The sequence below is a fragment of the Agrobacterium sp. OT33 genome, from assembly GCF_017313365.1.
Classification (GTDB): domain Bacteria; phylum Pseudomonadota; class Alphaproteobacteria; order Rhizobiales; family Rhizobiaceae; genus Agrobacterium; species Agrobacterium rhizogenes_A.
This window is the reverse complement of sequence record NZ_JAFLMZ010000002.1, coordinates 378,616-397,347: the sequence shown is the minus strand read 5'-3', so window position 1 is coordinate 397,347 and position 18,732 is coordinate 378,616. Positions and strand designations below refer to the sequence as shown.

The following is an 18,732-nucleotide window of genomic DNA, read 5'->3' as shown; positions in this document are numbered from 1 at the left end:
GGCTGTAATCATCCCATGCGCGGTCATCGGAGGATTGGCAGGATGAGAGGACCATCAAAGTCACGGCAAAAGCCAACGCTTGCCCTACGGCTGCGCTCCGTGCATTCTTTAAATCTGGCATGGGTAACCTTGGGGGATGGGATGAGCGGGTTTACCGAAGACGAGATAGCAGCCGAAATGAAACGTCGCCGTGACGCGATTGAGTACCGGGACGCTGGGCACCTTGAGGACATGCGAAGGGCCGAACGCAACCGATGTGACACCGTGTGCTTAAGCTGTGGCACTCCCGTTAAGTCCTACATGGTTTCTGACCCAGAAAACCCGCTTTGCGACACTTGCTTGGGCGATTGACGCTCTTGCTCGGTGGTGGTCATGGGGTCACCACTCGCTCTCCATCTCTGCGATGTCCTGCTTATTGAAGCCACGGCGCTCCAGGTCTTCGCGGAGATCCTCGCGCAGTTCCTGAGCCACCTTGTTCTTCATCGGATTGCAGAATCCGTTTTCCATCTCGCGGAGCTGGTTTACCTTGCGGTCGAACTGAGACTGCATCGCTCTCTCCATGTGGGCGGGTGAATGGGGTTAGGCGGCGATCAGACAGGATATCGGCGGGCATCGTCCAGAACTAACTGCACAACAGTATCGTCCGGCAGATGCGTGACACCGTTCATGTGACATGCATCGCGGTAAAGCTGGGAGCGCCGCTTGATGCGCTCTGGCGTCATCTGATGTAGAAAATCGCGGAGCAAATACCCCTCGAGCATCCAGATTTTGTTCCGAGCATTGTCGCGGGCAATCTTGCGGCCAAGCTCTTCGTTGAAATTGGACACCGATGTTGCGGCGCTTTCGCCTGTCACCTGAAAGCCATTGCGTAGAGTGAGGGCGCAAACCGTCAGTGTCGTGCCGGGGAAGACATGGAACGCTTCAGAAACGATCTGGGCATCAATGTGTTCAGGCGTCAAGCGTGGCGCGGTAAGCCCCTTTGCCTGGATCTCGGATTCGATTGCTGCTTCATCTTTCGACATTGCCGTCTTCCTCTTCGGGTGGCGATGGGTTGAAACGCGAAAGCCCCACCTTGTTACGGGCGGGGCTCGTGAAAAGACCGGATAATCCGGTTTATTGCGGGCAGTCAGGTGAAGATGCCGCCGTAACTTCGGCTGTAGTGGATGCGAAGGCCGAGGATAGTGAACAAAAAGGCCTTTCCGGATTCCCGTTCTCGCTCGAAGAAGCGTGGTCGCAGGCCGATAGCAAGCTTGGCTGAATATCCACCACCCGGAACTCCCGGCGTCCCTCGCTCCCAAAGAAGTCGGAACAGGCGGAAATGTCGCTGAATTTCGTCCGAGCGCAGAACCTTCCTGAACCGGAGAGATGAAGCCGATGCGATAAAGATAGCCGTGCTGAGCAGCCCGATGGCGAGAACAGCCACAAGCGGCGCGACGACTGGAGGGGAGACGGGGGCAATGGCGAAAGCGGCGCAAGCGATCAACGCCAAGCCGCACACAATAAGACTTCGAAGGATGCGCATACCTGTTCCTTTCGGTTGAAGGTGAAACAAGAAAGCCCCGCCGTTTGATTGGCAGGGCTTCGAGACGACTTCCACGTCTATCCGGGTATAGCGCTCCCGGTGCTTGGCTGCCCTTGCGGGTCTTGAGGACCAAGCCGAAGCCGGTCAACTGGAATGGTCAGGAAGGACAAGGATCATTTTGCCCAATCGAGCAGCCCTTCCTTCGCAGATCGGCGGGTCGCACCGCCTTCCTGATTTGCTGCGAGGGCCACACGCTACCGTGGCTAGACAAGGCTTGGGGCCTCTCACGCGCACTGACCGGCGGATTCGCCCAAGATACCACACCCGCGTTGTGCGCTTCTGCTTTCAGCGCCGCCTCGCATTCCGTTGCCCATCGGGCGAATTACGCTGCTTCCAGCTTGGCGCGTCTTCGGGCTTCCCGCTCGCGCCGTTGGTTGCCCTCCATCAGCCTCTGATTGAGAGCGGCCAACTCCGGACTGCTCAAGTCCAGCATCGGCCTTGCATCCGCGGTCATTCCAAATGCGATACCGTTCTGCCTGATCGTGCCGCAGTTGTTCGACGTTACATCGGATTGATCGCTTTCTCCCTCATTTTCGGACAAGGAGCAATCCTCACTGTTCAACCGAACGAGGGTAATCTGGTTGAGATTGTTCGCAATTATCGAACAAAGCTTGACAATCTCGCGTCTCAACATTCGGTCCGACATGTCATTTTCTGCTGCGAAGGCCGCGATTTTCATGCCTTTTCTGACTTTCACCCACGACCAGGCATAAATCAACTTCCTTTCCGGCTCCGAAAGGTAGCTGTTTACCCATGCCCATACCTGCTCCATTCGGCCCAGTTCGCCTGCTGACGCGCTTTCCTTAAATCGGGCTGTGTTGTAGCCATAGGCCTCCTCCTTCGACGGTACGGCGTCTATGGCGGGGCTGCCGAACTCTTTGGGGCCATAGTAGCCCGGCACCTTGCGGAGCGTGTCAGCCATCTCCAGCACACGACCCTCTACTGCCTTCCATGTCCATGCCTGATACTTCATGCCGCCTCTCCAATCATATCCAGAAGGTCGCCCTGCACGGGCTGGTAAAACTTGATCCCGATCAGAACGCGCAACACATGGGTGGTCGGTATTCCGCAGTTCATTGCCCTCGCCTTCCGACGCAGGCTGCCGAGGTCTATTCTATCGAAGTCGTTCACCAATGTTGAACGCTTTTGCAGTTCAGGGTTCCTAATTATGACCGATGAAACTGCTTTTATCATGTCGCTATAAAGCTCGGCCGCATTGTTCCTGGTGCCGGTCATGAGCATGAAGACGAGCTTGAGGTGTTCCTCGCCGTGCACCGTGCCTATTTCCCTCACAGTGGGCTTGCAGTAGCACTCGAAAGGCTTCCGGCTGGTTGGGCTATGCAGATGCCCGTCAAAGAGCTTCACGCCACACTGACGGGCAATCTTGTAGATGTCGCATCTGTGGGCGTGGTGCTTCATCGCGCCCTCGCCTTCTCTCGCAATTCTGACCAGCCGTAACGCCTCACCATATCCCGCATATGACCTTGACTGATATGATAGCGCCGGCAGATATCCCGTCCGGTCTTGCCGGAAAGATACTCGTCTTCGATTGCATCAATCACATGCTGTGGAAGCCTTGTCTTTCTGCCTCCCAGTTGGTCAGACAGCCCAAGCAGGCGAACCTTTCTGCCTATCGTTGCCGAACCGACCCCGTATTTGTTTGCAATCTCGCGAAGGGAAAGACCATTGGCGATGTCCTCTCTCAGCGTCGGATAAGCGCGATCAACTGACGTAAGGTCTTTCTCATCGATCCCTCGGCGCTCTGCCTCCCTGTTGAGGGAGTGATGAATGCATGAATGATCCTTGCCAAACCGGTGCGCCAGTTCCGACTTTGAGACGTTCGGGAACATCGCGCGCACCTCGAAGATCACAAAGTCCCGCTGATCTACGACGTGTTCCTGCCTGTTGTGGCTCATGATCAGGTCGTAATCGAAGCCTTCGCGTTCACAAACCTGCTTCTGGTATTCCTCAATCGTCATCCGATTTGCAGGACGAGAGTGATAAGCCTCCCATGCACGGACATGAGCATCAGCGTAGGCTCTTGGCCGCCTGCGGATCGCGTGTTTTCGGGCCTCTGCTTCCTTGATCACTGCCTTGGCGACATTGACCACCTTCGGCTTTCCCATAAGGCGCAGACGGATGGCGCGAGCTTTTGCCTTCAATGTCTCTTCGTAAGAGATTGTCACCATCTGGTTCATTTCACCACCTCCAGCTTCCGCCTCGAAGGCGGCTTGCGCGGCCCATGCCCACTGCCAAGCTCGTGGCTGTCGTGCTTATGGCCTACCGGATCGGTGCCAAGTTGCTGCTGCACCTTCTCCACGCCTGTCTCGACTTCCATCTGGTAGACGCGATCATTCGGCGTGTGGTCGCAAACCACGAAGAACTCGACCGGCTCGTCGCTGTAGACCGTGAACAGGCCTTGCGGATCCATATTTATGACGATGCGGTTCATGCCATTTCCCTCCTTTCCACGCTGATCTCTTTGCCCTTGCGTCGTGCCTTCTCGACAATCACCGACTTGCCACTGCCGATAAAAAGCTTCTTCTCCGCCGCTGCGAATTTCATTTCCTTCGAGGTTGGCCGTGGAGCGACGTTAGTGTCTGCGGTCATGTTTCCGTTCAGATGGTTCATGAGCGCGTCGTGGCCGGCGTCCTTGGCTTCCTCTTTGCTTGGGAAAATGATGTCGTACTTGCCGTCGCGTAGAACCCGGTTCTCTGGCCAGATCGGATCGCGATACCAGGCAATCCAGCCGCGGGGCGTCATCTGTGCGCCGGAATCGTATTTGTTGGTCATTCTGCTGCCTCCAATGCGTCGGCTTTGCGCACGCTGCATGCGATCGATATCAAAAGGTCTCGGAAAGGCTCTGGCGTGCCGATGCGCGGGGAGCTGTCTGTTCCGCCACCGCGGGCACCAACCTCGCCCAGCCGCTTGGCGCGCTGCAGGCCAATGCGCTCGACTACGGCCGGGTCAAAGGTTGGCTCGGCATAGCCCCATTCGAGCGACGGCAGGTCTTCTGCACTGACGCCGTACACGACGAGAAGCGTCGGCTTGCGGGCATAGTGGCCATAGCGGCCCTGCTCTACGCAGCACGTCCACCCGCCTTGATAGTCGGCCATGATCCAGCCGCCGGCGCGATCGGGAGTGTTGAGCCCGAAGTGGGGCCATGCGAGAGAACCCCATGGATGCTCGATGACGCCGCCATATGTTCGCGCTGCGCAAAGAGCAGCCTCAAAGCATCCGCCGTCATCGCCAAGCTTCTTGCGCTCGCCTGTTTTCTTCACAGTCAGGGGCTGGCCGAACCACATTTTCCCCCAGCGCTGGCAGGGTGGATGCGCGACTACAGGCCACGGGCCGGCATATCGCCGCGCGTCTCGTTCTTCATCCCAAGGGTCAATCCCGGGCAGACCATAGTAGGAACCGTTTTTCTGTACGTAGAGGGCAGCTATCACACCAACCTCCTCGACATGCGGCTGTCTTCGAATGCCGGTCCAAAGCTGGTGCTTGAGCCGTTCCATTGGATGGGGTGGGTCATTGGATCCATCCTTCCCGTAGTGCCTTGGCGACGAGCGCGGTGCTTTTGTGGACGTTGGCCTTCCGGCGGGCGTCATCAAGGCGGGACATGACGGCAACCCGGCTAAGGTCTAGGATGATGGCCTGCTCATCGTAGGTCTTGCCGATGGCCAGCAGCCGCACGCACTCAAGCTCGTTTTCGGTAAGCGGGCACGTCATTCCAGCCACCCCTTACGAAGAACAAAGGCAACGAGGCCTTGCATGTTGTGAGTTCCGGTCTTGTCGTAAGCCGAAGCGATATGCCGGGTGACTGTCATCTTGCTCCGCTCAAGAATGATGGCAATGTCCTGGCAGTCCTTGCCATCTGATAGCCAGCGCACGACGCGCAGTTCTGTTTCGGAAAGCGGGCAATCACACATGCGGCGGCTCCCATACTTCTTGGAGTGACGCGAACCAGATAGAGCCGACACCGCGTTCTTTCTTCTTCGTCATATTCAGGGACATGGGGTGATCGACGCCGGTAGCGATGCATCGATAGCCCTGAGCGGCTAATTCATTGGCTTTCTGCCTCTGCTTGACCACATGCACGAGGTAATCGCGTGGTGGTGGCTGATACGGTATCGACTTCGGCCGGTTGACCGCATCAAGCCTTGCCTGCTCGCTGCGCACGAGAACGGCAAGCTCTGGGGCCTTCGGGCAAAAGCTCTTGCTGGCTTCTTCAATCTTGCCGCCGCGCAGGTTGTTGACCGTGTTCCATATAGCCGTCTCGCTGAATTCCGAAAGCACGTCGCTGTACAGTGACAGGATTGCCATCTGGCGCTCACGAGGATCGCCGTCGGCACCATCGTTTGAGGCTCTGACAGGCAATGCCACCCAAAGAGATTTCAGCGCCTCAATGGTTGATGGTCGGAAGCTTTGAGCGTTCATAGAACCCCTCCATCAAGTCGTTGGTGAAATCTGCCATGTCGCCTGTGCGGCGCTGCGGCGGCTGGTGCGGGTGGCGCTGGCCGGTCTTGGCAAGCTCGTTGAAATACCAGTTGGCTTTGAAGCCCTGCCAGTTCATCGAAATCTGCATTTCGGCAGCCGCTACCGGGTTACCGGTGATCTGGTATTCCTTCATCAGAAGCTTGGCGGCGTAGCCTGTAAGCGGCGCCTTCTTGGTGTGTCGGCGGAACTCGACAATCGCATTAGCAAGTTCGTCACCGAGTACGGGCTGCAGAACGCTCAGTGCTTCTTTCTCGGGTCCGGTCATATTGAAAGCTCCCCTTGCCGTGCGTCTTTGCGATCAAGCATTCGCAGGATCGTTTCGCCTTGGTGTTTCTTGTCCCAAATGAACCAGCCGTTGAGCATCGGTGGCGCGCCCTGCCCCGTGAAGTCGATCTTCCAGCGCATCAGGTAGACGCGAGCCGGTGGGTACTTGGCCCAGAAATGTGCAAGGCCTCCGGCTCCGGGGAAGCCCCAATTCATGAGCAGGGCCATGTATTCGACGCCAAGCGTCTCCAGTGCATGATACAGCCAGCGAGCTTTGCCATTGCCCCATCCACATTCCGCGAATGGCGGGTTCTCAAGAATGGCAGGCGCTGGGGCTTCCTTGAAATCGTAGAAATCCTTGATCTCTGCGCCGCAGCCTCTGTCGATCAGGTCGCTGTCATAGGTGCCGATTCCATGAGCGCGTAGTTCGTTGCCGATGACACCGGTGCCACAGGCCGGCCCCCAGATGACCGGGAATTCCTTCAGGCGATCCAGCTCGGCGTGGATAACAGCACGAATGGGTTCGATGGGCGTCGGATAGAATTCGTTCTCCTCACGCTCCAGCGCATCGATCTTTGAATATGTGCCATCGAGAAGCTTGACTGGAACAGGCTTGCTCTTCTTGCCAGTAGCGCGGAACAGCCCGCGTGCGGAAGGAGCGTTCATGCCGCCGCCTTACTGGCGATAGATATCGCCCAATCCTGCGCTTCCTGTGCACTGCCCAGGCGAACCATCTTGCCGCCTCGCCAGAAGTCGTTGAAAGCTTGCTGATTGCTGTTGAGGTCTTTGCCGTAGGCTGTGCCGTTGGTCTTGCATTCGACCAGATAGTTTTTGCCACGGAAGCCGACGAGCAGATCGCAGGGCTCATTCAGGCGAAAAACCGAGAACCCGCACTGCTCCAGCGCTGTGACGATCTCCGGTTCGCTGGCGTCACGCTTTGCGGCGCGACGTGCGAGGCTCATACCCCGCTTGGGCTTCACGCCCTTTTTGTATGTCGCTGCCTTCATCGTGACTTCCTCTTCTCAAACCTCAGACGAATCCATTCCCAAGCCCGCCTGAGCAGGCTTTTCGTCAGCCGTTTCATGATTGCCTCGTATCCTCATGCGTTCGGCGTGGTGCCGATCCGCGGCCTCTTCATTCAGGCGGCATAGCTCGTTGTAAGAGAGCATCAGCGCCCGGTATGCGGAGCCGGCAACGTCCTTCATTTCGCGGGTCTTGTACTGGAGACGGAAGAGGTAGCTTTCCGGAATGCCGGTCCGCTTAGAAACACGGCCGCGCACGGATTTCTCACGGTCACCGCGACCGCGATACTCGCTATCCATGAGCGCATCCGCCCAACCTTTTGCCTCGTTCAACGCAACACTGTTCATCTCAACCTCGGAAACTCTTTTTCCGTTTTCGGAAAGACTTTTGCCGTACATCCTTCATCCTCTGTGCGAAGTTGGCCTCGTTCCAAGGAGGCCGATGCACATGCACAGAGGCACTGAAATCGAGGGAGACAACGGAGCTGACGCCAATCAGTCTGATGTCTCCCTGTCCGCCGCACTCGACGGTTTTGTTCCATTCGAAATCCCCCTCGCCGCAGTCATCGCAAGGCTACGGGGGAGGACTTTGGTAAGAGTGCTGCGGGTGGATGACCGGGAGGAGACGAACACCACCCACCCGCGCTGAGCGACTGTTTCAGGGCCGCTCAGATTGAAATTGAAAGCGCGTCACTTCCGCCCCGAGAATGCCAGGTGCGCCAGTACCGCCGACACGATGAATGCCGAGAAGAATACCGATGCCCATACGAGGAGTTGCCGTTCGTCGGCAGAGAACGATGACAACATCACTTCCTCCATCCGAAAGGCTGCTTGCCGTTTTTGATAAGGACCGCGTCGATCCGCTGGAAAAGCTGCTCATGGCTGATCCGCTTGGGATGACCACGGAATCCCACCTTCTCCATCGAGAAGAACCGGCGACCGTGGTAAATCACGTTGTATCCGTAACCGGCCATGAGGTGCTTGAGGTAATCGAGATCGGTGCAGAAGCCCCGTTCGAACTTGCGTGGCTCACCGTTCTTCGCAATCCATTCCGCGGTCATTGCGTTGATTTCCGTGCGGTCGTGGATGTGACGGTTGGGGGCTTGAAGTGATGTGTTCATCATGCCGCTTCGCTTTCAAAAAGGTGCGGCATATGTTTGCGAGCCCAGATGTAGATGCCAGCGTACGTAATCGCGCGTCCATCATGAGAGGAAAGACGAACCGCACACTGCTCCCACGTCAAGCCTTCTGCCCTCCAACGATCGATCAGTTCACGTCTCTTGGAGAAATCATCATGCCTGCTACGACCGCGGACATTGAGACCTTTCTGGAGCAAATGCCGACGAACCTTCGAGGCTTTATAAGCATTGCCTCCAGCCGCTCGCCTGCAGCTCTCACCATCTACGACTACTTGGGCCAAAACATCGAGTTCAGCTTCCTCTTCGGAAGTCATAGAAGCTGGCTTGATGCCACTTTCTTTGCAGTACCTCCAAGCGTTTGCGCGGCTGATTTTGAACATCTCAGCAGCCTGCGAAACTGTCAGCTTCTTGCGCGCCACCGTACCGGCGACCACTGCTACGAACTCAGCATGGCGCTGTGTTTCGGATACAAGTCCAGCTTTCTCAATGATCTGCCTCACACGCTCCCGCGTCAGGCCGAACTCTTCGGCAAGAGTGACCTGCATTTCACCAGCCAGATACCGACGGCAAATCTCCTCATTTCGACCCTTCACATTTTCAGGGACGAGAGACCGCTTCTTGAAGGGAATGGAGTGCGCCTTGGAAAGCACAGCCCCGTGCGCATATGTGTAACCGATCTTCTCGGCAGCTTGCTTTTTTGTCAGCCCAGCCGAAGCAAGCCCGCACAACTCTTCAATCAAAAGTTCGGTAGATTTTCTGGTCATGCTGCGCTCTCCTGCTTCGGTCCTACAGGCGGGTATGCGCAGATATGACCGCGACCCGTTTCTTCCTTGCCATCGCGATAAGGCAGTCCGCCGCACCTGTCGCAATACATGCGCTTGCGGTAGTCGATCTGTTCAGTGCGAAGCCTTCCACCGCACTTCGGGCACCCGACAACAGCACTCATTCCGCCACCTCCGGCTGGCCGAAAACGTCTGGCCGAAGCTCATGCCTCGAAATCCCGGTGATGCGCTCAACGTCAAGCACACGCTCGGCCGGAACTTTCTTCCACTGGGATACGGCCTGGGGAGTGACGCTCCCTAGAGCCTTAGCGAGGGCAGCTGGGCCGCCTACAGAGTCTTTGGCTTTTTCGCAGATGTTTTCCATAAACGTATGAAAGCATATCTTTCACACAAGCGCAAGCATCTCTTTCGATGAAAGTTCGCCTTTCTTGTTGCATATTCCCCGCATGACACAGAACCGCCCAATTGACGCCGAGCGCGGCAAGCGCATCCGCCAGGTCCGCAAGGAATTTCTCGGTTTGAACTCTCAGGAAGAGTTTGCCGAGCGCATCAGCACGCAAGGCAGTACCGTCAGCCGCGGCGCAGTCGGCAACTGGGAACAAGGCAAAGAGATCGGCCTGAAAAACCTGCGCGCCATCTGCGATGTAGCCGGCGTCAGCTTTGACTGGCTCTCGGATGGCATTGGCGAGCCTTTCATGTCGCAGCCAGCCGCAACCGAAGAACACGCGCCCACGCGGCGCCCTAAGCCGAATGCGAGCTTTCCGCCGAAATACCAGACGTTCGAGGGCGACGGCTATGTGCCGTTGCTCGGCCAAACGATCGGCGGACCCAACGGGCGCTTCATCCTCAACGGCGCGGAAGTCGGCCGGCTATTCGTTCCGCCGATGCTGGAAGGCGTGGAAGGCGCCTATGGCGTTCGCGTCTACGGGACCTCGATGGAACCGCGCTACGTGGCCGGGGAAACCGTGTGGCTTAACCCTCACGAGCCAGTGCGCCAAGGTGACGATGTTGTGGTCCAGATAGTCACCGACGAGGAAAACGGTCGCGAGAGCTATATCAAGAAGTTTATATCGCGATCATCGCGCGTCACCCGCCTCTGGCAACACAACCCGGACGAAGGCGAACAGAATGAAATTGAGTTCGATACCGACCGGGTTTTCTCAATCCATAAGATCGTTTTTCACGCCACCGTGTGAGATCCGCCATCGATCCAGGTCGGCCTGATCGTAAGATTCCGCAGCGACGGCACGGTCTTTGGGCACTCGCTGCAGCGGATTTTGCGACAGAGCTGCATGTAATTGTGCACACCCAGCTCGGAAGCCTTGAAGAGATTGTCAAGGCCGAGAATACGAGAATGGCCGCAGTCGTCGCAAGCCACATAGAGGCTTGATAATTCAACAACAAGTCTCATCGCGTCTGGATGATTGACCGGCGGCCGCTTCATTTTCTTCTCCCGTTTGTTCTTATTCCGTTCACGGTAAAAAAGCACCTTCTAACGGAAGAGTCGAGTCGTTTTTGATTCGTTGCCGGGAAAATAAAATCTCTCGCGAGCGCTATCACTCACACACGTAGAACCTACTACCTATTCAACTCTCTGTTCTATCTCTGAAAACTTGATCTTGAACCTGATGAGAGGGAGGGAGACAGCAAAGCTCCCCCTACCCCTCAGGACCGTCAAAGTCCCAAAAGGCAGGGAGAGCGCTTGCTCGACTTGAACCGTCAGGTCGGTCGGTCGATTTGCAGGGCGCCTCTCAGCTAACCCGTCCTCATTTTCTGGCAGCACAGTAGGACTCACGCTCCCCGCGCTTCGGGCTTCACCAGCTCGGGAGTTGCACCCGGTCGCCCGTCGATGGTCCGCAAGATACGCTTTCATTTTTTGGAAAGCAATGCTTTCTTTTCGCTTGCGCATGAATGAAAGATATGCTTTCATAAATCATCAGCAGCGACGAAGCATCACCAACACCTGCCGATCTCGCTGCCACCACAAGAACCGGAGATGAGACGATGGGAACCTGCAAGCTTTGCTCTGGAACTGGAAAGATCGTGACGGCGCGCAGCTGGTTCACTTCTGATGGCTTCCGCTTCATCCGCTGCGGGTTCTGCAAGGGAGAGGGCGAAACCAGAGTTCAGGCATCACCAGAATGGGTGCGTGACCAGAACCGACTTCGCGAAATCTTCTGCATCGCCGACTGACCTCCAATTCGATCTCAACCACGGAGGATGAGCAAATGGAAAAGCACCTCGAAGCACTGAAAGCCGCTCTGGATGCAGAAGCAGCCGGCATGAACCAGAGCAGGTCTTTCAAGGTCAATGCCGAGGCATTCAAAGCCGCATCGGTCGCGTTCCATGACTTCCTGCTCAAGAGCATCGAGGCTTGCGGCGGCGACACCGACTACATGCCGGACGCGAATGTCCTTTCGCTCGATATCGACCATGCATTTCAGGCTGGCGAAGAAGAAGCAGACGCGAAGGTTCCGCTTGTTCCTGAGTACGGAACCATAAACCACGCCGCGCTCGGCCTCGTCCTTGGCGCTGATCTCGGCGGTCATCTGGTGGCAGCGGAGTAAGAGGATGAGCGCTCCGAAGATGATAGAGAAGAACTGCGCGGCTTGCGGTGCCCCGATGTCGGTACGGCTGGCAGACCACAAGCGCGGATGGGGTAAGTTTTGCGATAAGTCCTGCGCCGCCGGTTACAAGTGCGGCATGCGCCCTCGGGACGTGAACAAGGCACACGCAAAAAAGAGTGTTTGGGCTGAGAAGGCTTTCAAGGAGCGCGAAGCGTCTGGCGTTGAGCAATGGCCGAAAGCCGCTCCGGTTCATCATCAGGTTGGCCACAAGGTCAAAATCAAGCCGATTTACCACTCGCCGGCTCAGTGCCGTGACTGCGGAAAGCCCGTGAATGGTCCCGGTCGATGCTGGGAGTGCGATGCGCATAACGACGTAATCAACGCGATGGAAGAGGGCTGGCAGGGCCACAAGACTGGATAACCGCGCCGCCGAATAGCCGCCCCGCATAGGGCTTCAGACAAGGGATAGGGAAATGGAAATCCAACTGAAATTGCGCGTCATCTCCAAGCACATGGAGACCGGCGAAATCGAGCTTTCGAAAGTCATCGACCACAACGACCGCGATGATCGCGTTTGGCTCGGGAAGCACTGTTTTTGGGCCTTCCGTAACGGCCGATCAGTGACGACAGAACCTTTTCTCTCCCACGCCGAGTAACAGCGAAACACAAAGGATAGGGAACATGAGCGAAGAACTCGGAGAATGCCGTTGCTGCCGCAAGCCGATTAGTCGGTCGCAACTCGCCTGCCCGCCGCATTGGGCGATGCTTCCTAAGCCGCTCAAAGACGCAATCCGCGAAACGTACATTCGGAAGGCATGGCGCGAATACGCAGCCAACGTCACTCAAGCCGACCGAATTTGGCAGGCTGCTGGGATTTGGAAGCCTCCGGTTCCCATGTCGGTTCGCGCCCAAAAAGGCGTCGATGGTCTTCGCGACCTTCTGACCCCCACCAAGTAACCACAGCACAGCGGGATAAGTAGATGCGGCGCGACAAGCATTCAATAAAGCAAATGAAGACGAAAGAGCTTCAGAGCGAGTTGAACAGGGCCGATGCCATCTTCTTGGCTTGGCAGGCTGACGGACCGAGACCTTGCTTTGATGTCGAAGCCTACGCGGAAGAGCTTACTGAAGAGCTAATCGCGAGAGGTCAATACTTCGAATAACCAACCGGCTTTGATATGAAGGGTAAGGAAATGGCAGTGAAAACCAAAATCGATACCGGCGGACCGGCCTTTCCAAGCCAGACCAATGACTTTGGCGAGATGATTTCGGGCGGAATGACGCTTCGCGATTGGGTTGCCGGACAGGCTCTGGCTGGTATTTGCGCTAATTCAGCTTGGGAAGACACGTTTCATGCATCGATGATTATGTCTTCCGCTGAATTGGCTGTGAAAATGGCAGACGCTCTCATCGCAGCGCTGAAAGAAGGTGCGTGATGCCCTCCGCTTTCCCCACCACCAACACACAAGAAGCGGACGCGCTGCTCGAACGCATTGAAGCGATCGACAAGCGTTACCAGGCCGCCCAGCGCAAGATGCGCTCCATCGAACAACTCACCCTCGTTCTCGTGTCATGCAGCCTCATGTTCGGCGGGTGCTTGGCGCTTGAGAGCGTCCTGAAGGAACGGGCGGTTATCAATCAGGAGGTCAGCGTCACATGGAAAAAGTGATCGACATCCCCGGCAATGAAATTTCCATAGGCGCTGCATCGAACAGCGTCATCGATAATGCACGCAAGGCCATGGAGGCACGTAAGATGGGCACCGCTGTTGAAATTCATGACCAGCAGGAAGCGAAAATCATTCCGTCCAACGACGCGCCCATGGTCGCGATGATAGAGCGTATCGTGATGGACCCCAACATTCCTATCGACCGCCTTGAGCGTATGCTTGAGATGAAGGAGCGAATGGAGGATCGCGCGAGGCAGGATGAAGAGCGCGAGGCTCGCAAAGCCTATTACGCCGCCATGTCTCGCTGCCAGAAGGCTCTTCCGGTTGTCACCAAGACGAAGCGAAACGACCATACGAAATCGACCTATGCCGACCTTGCCGCCATAGAAGAGCAGGCAATGCCGATCATACACGACTTTGGCTTCGGCGTTACCTTTCAGCCCGCCGGCTACAACGACAAGGGCGAGTTGCAGATCAAGTGGACGATCTCGCACGAGGCTGGCCACAGCGAAAGCGACATTGCCGGCATTCCCGTTGATGGCGCTGGCTCGCAAGGGAAAGTCAACAAGACCGGCACTCAGGCTTTCGGCAGCACCGCCACTTACGGACGTCGATACCTTTTGTGCATGCTGTTCAACATCAGCACAGGCGACGATAGGGACGGCAACAGGCCGCCAGTCTTGGAGGAGCCGGATCGCATCACCCCGGATCAGGTGAAAATCATCCTCCAGCTTCTCGAAGATAGCCAGGCCGACGTTCAGCAGTTCTGCAGTATGGGAAATCTTGAAGCCGTTCCCGACATGCTCGCCGTCGATTTCAATGACGCGGTTCAAATGCTGGAACGCCGTAAAGCCAAACTGGCGCAGCGGGTGGCGTCATGATGCAGGTCTTTGATTTTGAGCAGGGCGAGGAAGAATGGTTTCGCGCCCGTATGGGCATCCCCACAGCAAGCAAGTTCGCCACTGTTATGGCCAAGGGCGAGGGAAAGACGCGCAGCGAGTATATGCGCAAGCTGGCCGGTGAAATCCTCACTGGCGAGCCACAGGAAGCCTTTTCCAACAGCCATACCGAGCGCGGCAATGCGATGGAAGACGAAGCGCGGCAACATTACGCCTTCGTTGAGGTGGTCGAAATACAGCGTGTCGGCTTTCTTCGCAACGGCAACAAGGGCGCTAGCCCGGATAGCCTCGTCGGCGACAATGGCGGGCTGGAGATCAAGACCGCCTTGCCTCACATTCAGATCGACCGGCTTGAGCGCGACCGCTTGCCGCCGGAGCACAAGGCGCAGGTACAGGGCAATCTCTGGCTGTCTGAGCGCGAATGGTGGGATTTCGTTTCCTACTGGCCGAAGCTACCGATCCTGACCGTGCGTGTCTACCGCGACGAGGATTACATCAAGACCATGGCTGACGAGATTGACCGGTTCAACGATGAGCTGGCCGCACTGGTCGAGCGCATCCGCCACTACGGCGTGAGGGAGGCGGCATAATGGGACGCGCGCTCCTCGTCATGGACAGTGACCAGAACCGCCGCAAGGCTGTTGACTGGATCGGCAAGGCACCTTTCGGCACCCGCGTTGAGTTCAAGGCGTCGAAGCGCTCACTGCCCCAGAATGATCTTCTGTGGGCGCTACTGACTGAAGTTTCACAGCAGTTGGAGCTTGGCGGACGGAAGTATGAGCCCGCGCAGTGGAAGGCGATATTCCTCCATGCGTTCGGTCGCGAAGTCAGCTTCCTGCCCAGCCTGGATCAGAAGACATTTCTGCCGATCGAGCTTTCATCATCCGACCTGTCGAAGGACGAGATGACCGACTTTATCGAATTCATTCTCAAGGAAGCGGCCGAGCGCGGCGTGGTCTTCAATGATCCTCGTCAGCACGAAACGGCCGGCTCCGACAATTCTGGCGACAATCCCCCTGCCCGGTCGCCAGAGGATGAGCCAGAGGCAACGCCCCCAGCCCCTGGCTCATCAACCCATCCAGATGCCGAATGGCTGAAAACCGCCGCACGGATGCTGTGGGCGGCAACAAACACCAACGGCAACACAGATGCCAACCTTGGCGTACTGAACGCTCAGCGCCTTGCTGTGGGCGATTTGGTGACGGCTGACATTACACAGGGTGCCAAGGACAAGGCCGGGTCGATCTACAAGACCTGCAAGCAAGTCGTGATGCACGAAATCAACCGGGAAAAGGCACTCGAAATCATCTGCCGCCACGCCGGCATCGAAGCAAATCAAATCGGAGGTGAAGCATGAACCGCTTAATCCGCCGCGCCATCCACCACTGGCTCGCTTGGAAGTCGAGACGGAACCTTGCCCGTGAATACAACTGGCAAACCGAGATCGACGCCGAGATCCGACAGGCAAAGCAATCCCACGGCAAGACAGGGCGCGTCCGCGATCTGCAGCGCCGCAAGCGGGACATGATGACACGCGCGCTGGGAGGGCAGAGGTGATGGGGAGATACATCAATCTGAAACATAACTGCGACTACTGCGGCGAACTGGCGAGACGACCGAGGCACAAGGAAGTACCTGATACGTGGCACGACGGACAACCGATTAAGCCGATCCGCAACAAGACGCTGGGGATCAAGTGTGCGGATTGCCAATGGTATGACTTTGATGAGTTCTGCCGGTCACAGGGTGCGAGCGCCGCTAATCCGGTGAGGTATTATCCATGAGCCGGCGCGAGTTCACCCGAAACCAGAAAGAGCAGATTGTCGAGCGGTCGAAAAACGCCCGTGGCCAGATTTGCTGTGAGCGCTGCGGCTTGGTTCTCGACGGCAAGCCTCACGAGATCGACCACATCATTCCAGAGGCGTTGCGGCCGGAAGTCGACAAGAAGGCCAAGCTGACGATTGCTGAAGGCCAGTTGCTCGGGAAATGCTGCCATCGCGGCGAAGATGGGAAAACTAACAAGGACGTTGCCCAGATCGCCAAGGCTAAGCGCCAGTACAATCGAGCCAACGGCATCACGCGCCCGAAGCAGACGATCAAATCTCCCGGCTTCCCCAAACCCGAAAAGCCCAAAAAGGCCGTCGTCTACCGGCCCGTCACGTTCTATCGCGAGGATACGCCATGACAAACCTTCAGAAGCTCAGAGAAGCGCTCCAAGACCTCACCTATGCAGAAATGATGATTTTCGCCGGCTGGTTTGCAAACACAGAAAAGACGGAAGACCAGTTGAATGACGAATCCTTCTGGGCATTCACCATCAACGAATGGGCGCAGAATGCAGAACTCGCGGAAGACGAGGATGATCAGCCATGACCGCATTGGAAGAGATCAAGAAGGCGATTGAAGAAATCGGTTCACTGAAAGTGGAATTCACGCCTGATTGCGATGAGTCCAATTCGATTATCGCGCCAATCAACGACGATTACGACGGCACGTTTTTCACCGTCATCGGCTGTGGCGACAAGCAGGACAAGCTTGGCGGGTTTATGGCTATGGCCGTCAACGCCGTCCCGGAACTCCTCTCCACCCTCGAAAGCTTGCAGCGCGAGAACGAGGAACTGCGCGCGTGGATCAAAGCCGCGACAACCGAGATCACCAAAGCCATTGGTGGCGGTTCCGAAATGTTCACGCCGCACGGTGATGAGTTCCGCGTCGATCCTGCATTTGTCTCCTCATTCATCCAGTACCGGCGCGAGCGACATGCGGAATCCAAAAAGGCTTCCATCCAAAAGGAACGTGAGCTTATCGCCCGCGCCGAGGCAGCAGAGGCCGAGGTTGAGCGGCTGCGTGAGGCTTTGAAGCCATTTGCCGAAGCATCTGCGTGGAATGTGGAAGGTGTCGATCTTACGCAAGGTGATCGGCCGGCATTCCCCAGCGACATCGACCTCATGAACCTCGAAGGCAACAGCCTCACGCTATGCGATTTATTCGATGCGCGAGATGCCCTTGCAGGCACTGCAAGGTATGAGCCAGAGCCAGCATCATCTTTCGTGGAAAAATCACCTTTCGAGTTCGACCGTTATATCAACGGTTCTCTTATGGCTGAAGGCGTCCGAATTGAAAAAGTCGAAACCTTGGAAAAGGCCATGGTGATAGCAGCGAAGGTTGCGTCTCGCGGACCAAACGGGGAGGTGCCGGTTTTGATTATGCGCGCCCGCCAAGCCCTCGCCAGCACAGGAGGCGAACACAATGCAGAGTGAAATGAAGCCGTTCAATCCTCAAGATCAAGCCGATCTGATGGCCGATCAAATCCGGTGCCAAGTAGCGATGATGGCGGCTGCCTTGTTCGAGACGCCGGAATTTCGGTCGCTCGACACGGTGAAGCAAATTGAGGCTTTCACTGGCGGCATCACGACCGCCCTCATGGGGGTTCTATTCGCTTTCATCGAGAACAGCGGTGCCAGCCATGATGAAATCGAGATGTTTGTCACCTCGTACATTCCTCAGGCGCGGATACTGGCTGAGGCTATCGCATCGCATGGAGATCAACTTCAATGAACCACGAAGCATTCGCCTCCAAAGCCGCCGATGCTGTTGGCGTTACTCCACACTCAGACATGCGCCTGTTTGTCGAACAGGCCGTGAAATGGGCTTTGAAAGAAGCCGCCCTGTCCGCTGCGGAGCCGCAGAACGAGCCATCCGTGGCCGTGGAGCATCTTATTACAGAGGTGCACGATGCTATTGACGAGTATCGGGAAGGCATGAAGGGAGATAAGTTTGGTCCTCACGAATGGCCTACCGTAGACGGCATTAAGACCACCGTGGCGCAGTCCCTGCGGCGCTCCGCCCTCTCCGCACAGGTGCAGGACGTGGCGGGGTGGCAGCCGATTGAGACGGCGCCGAAGGACGGTACACCTGTCATGCTTTGGACGGTCTGGGTAGGTGATGAGATATCACCTGATCCATTTTCCGAGGTCCAAATTGGATATTGGGATCACGGCAATGACCTCCCAAAATCTCACGATTTTAGCCGTAGGCCTGAGTGGGTCGTTCAAAGGATAGGTGAGCCAACACACTGGATGCCAACCCCCGCAGCGCCCGCAAGGAAGGAGGGCTGAGAGATGGAGAAGGCGACAGAGTATCTTGCCTATCTTGGCTGCATCGGAATGGCGTTCACTGGATGGTGGGCATTCGACCACAAAGAGATATGGGGCGCATCGGCCATCATCACCGCGCCGTACATGCTCCAAATTCTGCGGAAAGCATTGGAGGGCGGACATGACTGATATCGTGGAACGGCTGAAGTTCATC

40 protein-coding genes are annotated in these 18,732 nt (G+C 56.7%); 19 read left to right on the top strand and 21 right to left on the bottom strand.

The window, feature by feature from the left end:
• Nucleotides 1-378: 378 nt before the first annotated feature.
• The 16 genes from JZX88_RS06095 to JZX88_RS06020 form a co-directional block, all read right to left on the bottom strand.
• Entirely contained in the window at nucleotides 379-549 is a 171-nt protein-coding gene (locus JZX88_RS06095; protein WP_206912951.1) for a hypothetical protein, read from the bottom strand.
• Between the two features lie 41 nt (nucleotides 550-590).
• Nucleotides 591-1,022 (bottom strand): Gp49 family protein, encoded by a 432-nt coding sequence (locus JZX88_RS06090; protein WP_206912949.1) that lies wholly within the window; start codon nucleotides 1,020-1,022, stop codon nucleotides 591-593.
• A gap of 104 nt (nucleotides 1,023-1,126) precedes the next feature.
• Nucleotides 1,127-1,522, bottom strand: a complete 396-nt coding sequence (locus tag JZX88_RS06085) for a hypothetical protein (RefSeq protein ID WP_206912947.1) — start codon at nucleotides 1,520-1,522, stop codon at nucleotides 1,127-1,129.
• Between the two features lie 382 nt (nucleotides 1,523-1,904).
• Nucleotides 1,905-2,555 (bottom strand): hypothetical protein, encoded by a 651-nt coding sequence (locus tag JZX88_RS06080; protein ID WP_206912944.1) that lies wholly within the window; start codon nucleotides 2,553-2,555, stop codon nucleotides 1,905-1,907.
• Entirely contained in the window at nucleotides 2,552-3,001 is a 450-nt protein-coding gene (locus tag JZX88_RS06075; RefSeq protein ID WP_112494088.1) for a hypothetical protein, read from the bottom strand. Before JZX88_RS06075 ends, JZX88_RS06080 begins: the two co-directional genes overlap by 4 nt.
• Nucleotides 2,998-3,780, bottom strand: a complete 783-nt coding sequence (locus tag JZX88_RS06070) for a helix-turn-helix domain-containing protein (RefSeq protein WP_206912942.1) — start codon at nucleotides 3,778-3,780, stop codon at nucleotides 2,998-3,000. The genes JZX88_RS06075 and JZX88_RS06070 overlap by 4 nt, the downstream gene beginning before the upstream one ends.
• Complete coding sequence (locus JZX88_RS06065; RefSeq protein WP_206912940.1) at nucleotides 3,777-4,034, bottom strand: hypothetical protein; 258 nt, start codon at nucleotides 4,032-4,034, stop codon at nucleotides 3,777-3,779. The genes JZX88_RS06070 and JZX88_RS06065 overlap by 4 nt, the downstream gene beginning before the upstream one ends.
• Nucleotides 4,031-4,375 carry a hypothetical protein gene (locus JZX88_RS06060; protein WP_206912938.1) on the bottom strand — a complete coding sequence of 115 codons (345 nt, stop codon included), beginning with the start codon at nucleotides 4,373-4,375 and terminating at the stop codon, nucleotides 4,031-4,033. The genes JZX88_RS06065 and JZX88_RS06060 overlap by 4 nt, the downstream gene beginning before the upstream one ends.
• Nucleotides 4,372-5,097: a hypothetical protein gene (locus tag JZX88_RS06055; protein ID WP_246753441.1), complete on the bottom strand. Its 726-nt coding sequence runs from the start codon at nucleotides 5,095-5,097 to the stop codon at nucleotides 4,372-4,374. Before JZX88_RS06055 ends, JZX88_RS06060 begins: the two co-directional genes overlap by 4 nt.
• A gap of 13 nt (nucleotides 5,098-5,110) precedes the next feature.
• Nucleotides 5,111-5,311: a LuxR C-terminal-related transcriptional regulator gene (locus JZX88_RS06050; protein ID WP_206912936.1), complete on the bottom strand. Its 201-nt coding sequence runs from the start codon at nucleotides 5,309-5,311 to the stop codon at nucleotides 5,111-5,113.
• On the bottom strand, nucleotides 5,308-5,511 hold the full coding sequence (locus JZX88_RS06045) for a helix-turn-helix domain-containing protein (RefSeq protein WP_065115684.1): 204 nt from the start codon (nucleotides 5,509-5,511) through the stop codon (nucleotides 5,308-5,310). Before JZX88_RS06045 ends, JZX88_RS06050 begins: the two co-directional genes overlap by 4 nt.
• Complete coding sequence (locus tag JZX88_RS06040) at nucleotides 5,504-6,019, bottom strand: hypothetical protein (RefSeq protein WP_206912934.1); 516 nt, start codon at nucleotides 6,017-6,019, stop codon at nucleotides 5,504-5,506. Before JZX88_RS06040 ends, JZX88_RS06045 begins: the two co-directional genes overlap by 8 nt.
• Entirely contained in the window at nucleotides 5,985-6,344 is a 360-nt protein-coding gene (locus tag JZX88_RS06035) for a hypothetical protein (RefSeq protein ID WP_206912932.1), read from the bottom strand. The genes JZX88_RS06040 and JZX88_RS06035 overlap by 35 nt, the downstream gene beginning before the upstream one ends.
• The gene (locus JZX88_RS06030) at nucleotides 6,341-7,009 is read right to left on the bottom strand and encodes a hypothetical protein (protein ID WP_206912930.1); all 669 of its coding nucleotides are present in this window, start codon (nucleotides 7,007-7,009) and stop codon (nucleotides 6,341-6,343) included. The genes JZX88_RS06035 and JZX88_RS06030 overlap by 4 nt, the downstream gene beginning before the upstream one ends.
• A complete protein-coding gene (locus JZX88_RS06025; protein WP_246753440.1) occupies nucleotides 7,006-7,350 on the bottom strand; it encodes a hypothetical protein in 345 nt (114 codons plus the stop codon). The genes JZX88_RS06030 and JZX88_RS06025 overlap by 4 nt, the downstream gene beginning before the upstream one ends.
• A 15-nt stretch (nucleotides 7,351-7,365) precedes the next feature.
• Nucleotides 7,366-7,764, bottom strand: coding sequence for a hypothetical protein (locus JZX88_RS06020; RefSeq protein WP_246753439.1), 399 nt, complete (start codon nucleotides 7,762-7,764; stop codon nucleotides 7,366-7,368).
• A 49-nt stretch (nucleotides 7,765-7,813) separates the two neighbouring features.
• Between JZX88_RS06020 and JZX88_RS06015 the strand changes: the two genes are divergently transcribed.
• Nucleotides 7,814-8,014 carry a hypothetical protein gene (locus JZX88_RS06015; protein ID WP_206912929.1) on the top strand — a complete coding sequence of 67 codons (201 nt, stop codon included), beginning with the start codon at nucleotides 7,814-7,816 and terminating at the stop codon, nucleotides 8,012-8,014.
• A gap of 157 nt (nucleotides 8,015-8,171) precedes the next feature.
• Here the strand turns inward: JZX88_RS06015 and JZX88_RS06010 are convergent, their stop codons facing one another.
• From JZX88_RS06010 to JZX88_RS06000, 3 genes are all read right to left on the bottom strand, one after another.
• Nucleotides 8,172-8,486 carry a hypothetical protein gene (locus tag JZX88_RS06010; RefSeq protein WP_206912927.1) on the bottom strand — a complete coding sequence of 105 codons (315 nt, stop codon included), beginning with the start codon at nucleotides 8,484-8,486 and terminating at the stop codon, nucleotides 8,172-8,174.
• Nucleotides 8,486-9,268, bottom strand: a complete 783-nt coding sequence (locus JZX88_RS06005; protein ID WP_206912925.1) for a hypothetical protein — start codon at nucleotides 9,266-9,268, stop codon at nucleotides 8,486-8,488. Before JZX88_RS06005 ends, JZX88_RS06010 begins: the two co-directional genes overlap by 1 nt.
• 178 nt (nucleotides 9,269-9,446) lie before the next feature.
• Entirely contained in the window at nucleotides 9,447-9,650 is a 204-nt protein-coding gene (locus JZX88_RS06000; RefSeq protein ID WP_206912923.1) for a Cro/CI family transcriptional regulator, read from the bottom strand.
• Nucleotides 9,651-9,732: 82 nt separating this feature from the next.
• On the opposite strand from JZX88_RS06000, the gene JZX88_RS05995 reads away from it, so the two are divergent.
• Nucleotides 9,733-10,482: a helix-turn-helix transcriptional regulator gene (locus tag JZX88_RS05995; protein ID WP_206912920.1), complete on the top strand. Its 750-nt coding sequence runs from the start codon at nucleotides 9,733-9,735 to the stop codon at nucleotides 10,480-10,482.
• Here the strand turns inward: JZX88_RS05995 and JZX88_RS05990 are convergent.
• Both JZX88_RS05990 and JZX88_RS05985 read right to left on the bottom strand, forming a co-directional pair.
• Complete coding sequence (locus JZX88_RS05990; RefSeq protein ID WP_206912918.1) at nucleotides 10,467-10,730, bottom strand: hypothetical protein; 264 nt, start codon at nucleotides 10,728-10,730, stop codon at nucleotides 10,467-10,469. The genes JZX88_RS05995 and JZX88_RS05990 overlap by 16 nt on opposite strands.
• A 370-nt stretch (nucleotides 10,731-11,100) precedes the next feature.
• On the bottom strand, nucleotides 11,101-11,352 hold the full coding sequence (locus JZX88_RS05985) for a hypothetical protein (RefSeq protein WP_206912916.1): 252 nt from the start codon (nucleotides 11,350-11,352) through the stop codon (nucleotides 11,101-11,103).
• A gap of 162 nt (nucleotides 11,353-11,514) precedes the next feature.
• On the opposite strand from JZX88_RS05985, the gene JZX88_RS05980 reads away from it, so the two are divergent.
• The 17 genes from JZX88_RS05980 to JZX88_RS05900 all read left to right on the top strand — a co-directional run bounded on the left by JZX88_RS05980 (nucleotide 11,515) and on the right by JZX88_RS05900 (nucleotide 18,707).
• A complete protein-coding gene (locus JZX88_RS05980; protein WP_206912915.1) occupies nucleotides 11,515-11,853 on the top strand; it encodes a hypothetical protein in 339 nt (112 codons plus the stop codon).
• A 4-nt stretch (nucleotides 11,854-11,857) separates the two neighbouring features.
• Nucleotides 11,858-12,274: a hypothetical protein gene (locus JZX88_RS05975; protein WP_206912914.1), complete on the top strand. Its 417-nt coding sequence runs from the start codon at nucleotides 11,858-11,860 to the stop codon at nucleotides 12,272-12,274.
• Between the two features lie 52 nt (nucleotides 12,275-12,326).
• A complete protein-coding gene (locus JZX88_RS05970) occupies nucleotides 12,327-12,509 on the top strand; it encodes a hypothetical protein (protein ID WP_206912913.1) in 183 nt (60 codons plus the stop codon).
• A 25-nt stretch (nucleotides 12,510-12,534) separates the two neighbouring features.
• The gene (locus JZX88_RS05965; RefSeq protein ID WP_206912912.1) at nucleotides 12,535-12,810 is read left to right on the top strand and encodes a hypothetical protein; all 276 of its coding nucleotides are present in this window, start codon (nucleotides 12,535-12,537) and stop codon (nucleotides 12,808-12,810) included.
• A 23-nt stretch (nucleotides 12,811-12,833) separates the two neighbouring features.
• Nucleotides 12,834-13,016: a hypothetical protein gene (locus tag JZX88_RS05960; protein WP_206912911.1), complete on the top strand. Its 183-nt coding sequence runs from the start codon at nucleotides 12,834-12,836 to the stop codon at nucleotides 13,014-13,016.
• A gap of 30 nt (nucleotides 13,017-13,046) precedes the next feature.
• Nucleotides 13,047-13,289: a hypothetical protein gene (locus tag JZX88_RS05955; RefSeq protein ID WP_206912910.1), complete on the top strand. Its 243-nt coding sequence runs from the start codon at nucleotides 13,047-13,049 to the stop codon at nucleotides 13,287-13,289.
• Nucleotides 13,289-13,522, top strand: a complete 234-nt coding sequence (locus JZX88_RS05950) for a hypothetical protein (RefSeq protein ID WP_206912909.1) — start codon at nucleotides 13,289-13,291, stop codon at nucleotides 13,520-13,522. The genes JZX88_RS05955 and JZX88_RS05950 overlap by 1 nt, the downstream gene beginning before the upstream one ends.
• Nucleotides 13,510-14,403, top strand: a complete 894-nt coding sequence (locus tag JZX88_RS05945) for an ERF family protein (RefSeq protein WP_246753438.1) — start codon at nucleotides 13,510-13,512, stop codon at nucleotides 14,401-14,403. The genes JZX88_RS05950 and JZX88_RS05945 overlap by 13 nt, the downstream gene beginning before the upstream one ends.
• Nucleotides 14,400-15,011, top strand: a complete 612-nt coding sequence (locus tag JZX88_RS05940; RefSeq protein ID WP_206912907.1) for a lambda exonuclease family protein — start codon at nucleotides 14,400-14,402, stop codon at nucleotides 15,009-15,011. The genes JZX88_RS05945 and JZX88_RS05940 overlap by 4 nt, the downstream gene beginning before the upstream one ends.
• Entirely contained in the window at nucleotides 15,011-15,778 is a 768-nt protein-coding gene (locus JZX88_RS05935; protein ID WP_206912906.1) for a recombination protein NinB, read from the top strand. The genes JZX88_RS05940 and JZX88_RS05935 overlap by 1 nt, the downstream gene beginning before the upstream one ends.
• Nucleotides 15,775-15,978, top strand: coding sequence for a hypothetical protein (locus tag JZX88_RS05930; protein ID WP_035198509.1), 204 nt, complete (start codon nucleotides 15,775-15,777; stop codon nucleotides 15,976-15,978). The genes JZX88_RS05935 and JZX88_RS05930 overlap by 4 nt, the downstream gene beginning before the upstream one ends.
• A gap of 223 nt (nucleotides 15,979-16,201) precedes the next feature.
• Nucleotides 16,202-16,606 carry an HNH endonuclease gene (locus tag JZX88_RS05925; protein WP_206912905.1) on the top strand — a complete coding sequence of 135 codons (405 nt, stop codon included), beginning with the start codon at nucleotides 16,202-16,204 and terminating at the stop codon, nucleotides 16,604-16,606.
• Entirely contained in the window at nucleotides 16,603-16,794 is a 192-nt protein-coding gene (locus tag JZX88_RS05920) for a hypothetical protein (RefSeq protein WP_206912902.1), read from the top strand. The genes JZX88_RS05925 and JZX88_RS05920 overlap by 4 nt, the downstream gene beginning before the upstream one ends.
• Nucleotides 16,791-17,681, top strand: a complete 891-nt coding sequence (locus JZX88_RS05915; RefSeq protein WP_206912901.1) for a hypothetical protein — start codon at nucleotides 16,791-16,793, stop codon at nucleotides 17,679-17,681. Before JZX88_RS05920 ends, JZX88_RS05915 begins: the two co-directional genes overlap by 4 nt.
• Entirely contained in the window at nucleotides 17,671-17,979 is a 309-nt protein-coding gene (locus tag JZX88_RS05910; RefSeq protein WP_206912900.1) for a hypothetical protein, read from the top strand. The genes JZX88_RS05915 and JZX88_RS05910 overlap by 11 nt, the downstream gene beginning before the upstream one ends.
• Nucleotides 17,976-18,539 carry a hypothetical protein gene (locus JZX88_RS05905; RefSeq protein ID WP_206912899.1) on the top strand — a complete coding sequence of 188 codons (564 nt, stop codon included), beginning with the start codon at nucleotides 17,976-17,978 and terminating at the stop codon, nucleotides 18,537-18,539. The genes JZX88_RS05910 and JZX88_RS05905 overlap by 4 nt, the downstream gene beginning before the upstream one ends.
• Before the next feature lie 3 nt (nucleotides 18,540-18,542).
• Nucleotides 18,543-18,707 (top strand): hypothetical protein, encoded by a 165-nt coding sequence (locus tag JZX88_RS05900; RefSeq protein WP_206912898.1) that lies wholly within the window; start codon nucleotides 18,543-18,545, stop codon nucleotides 18,705-18,707.
• The last annotated feature ends 25 nt before the right edge of the window (nucleotides 18,708-18,732 follow it).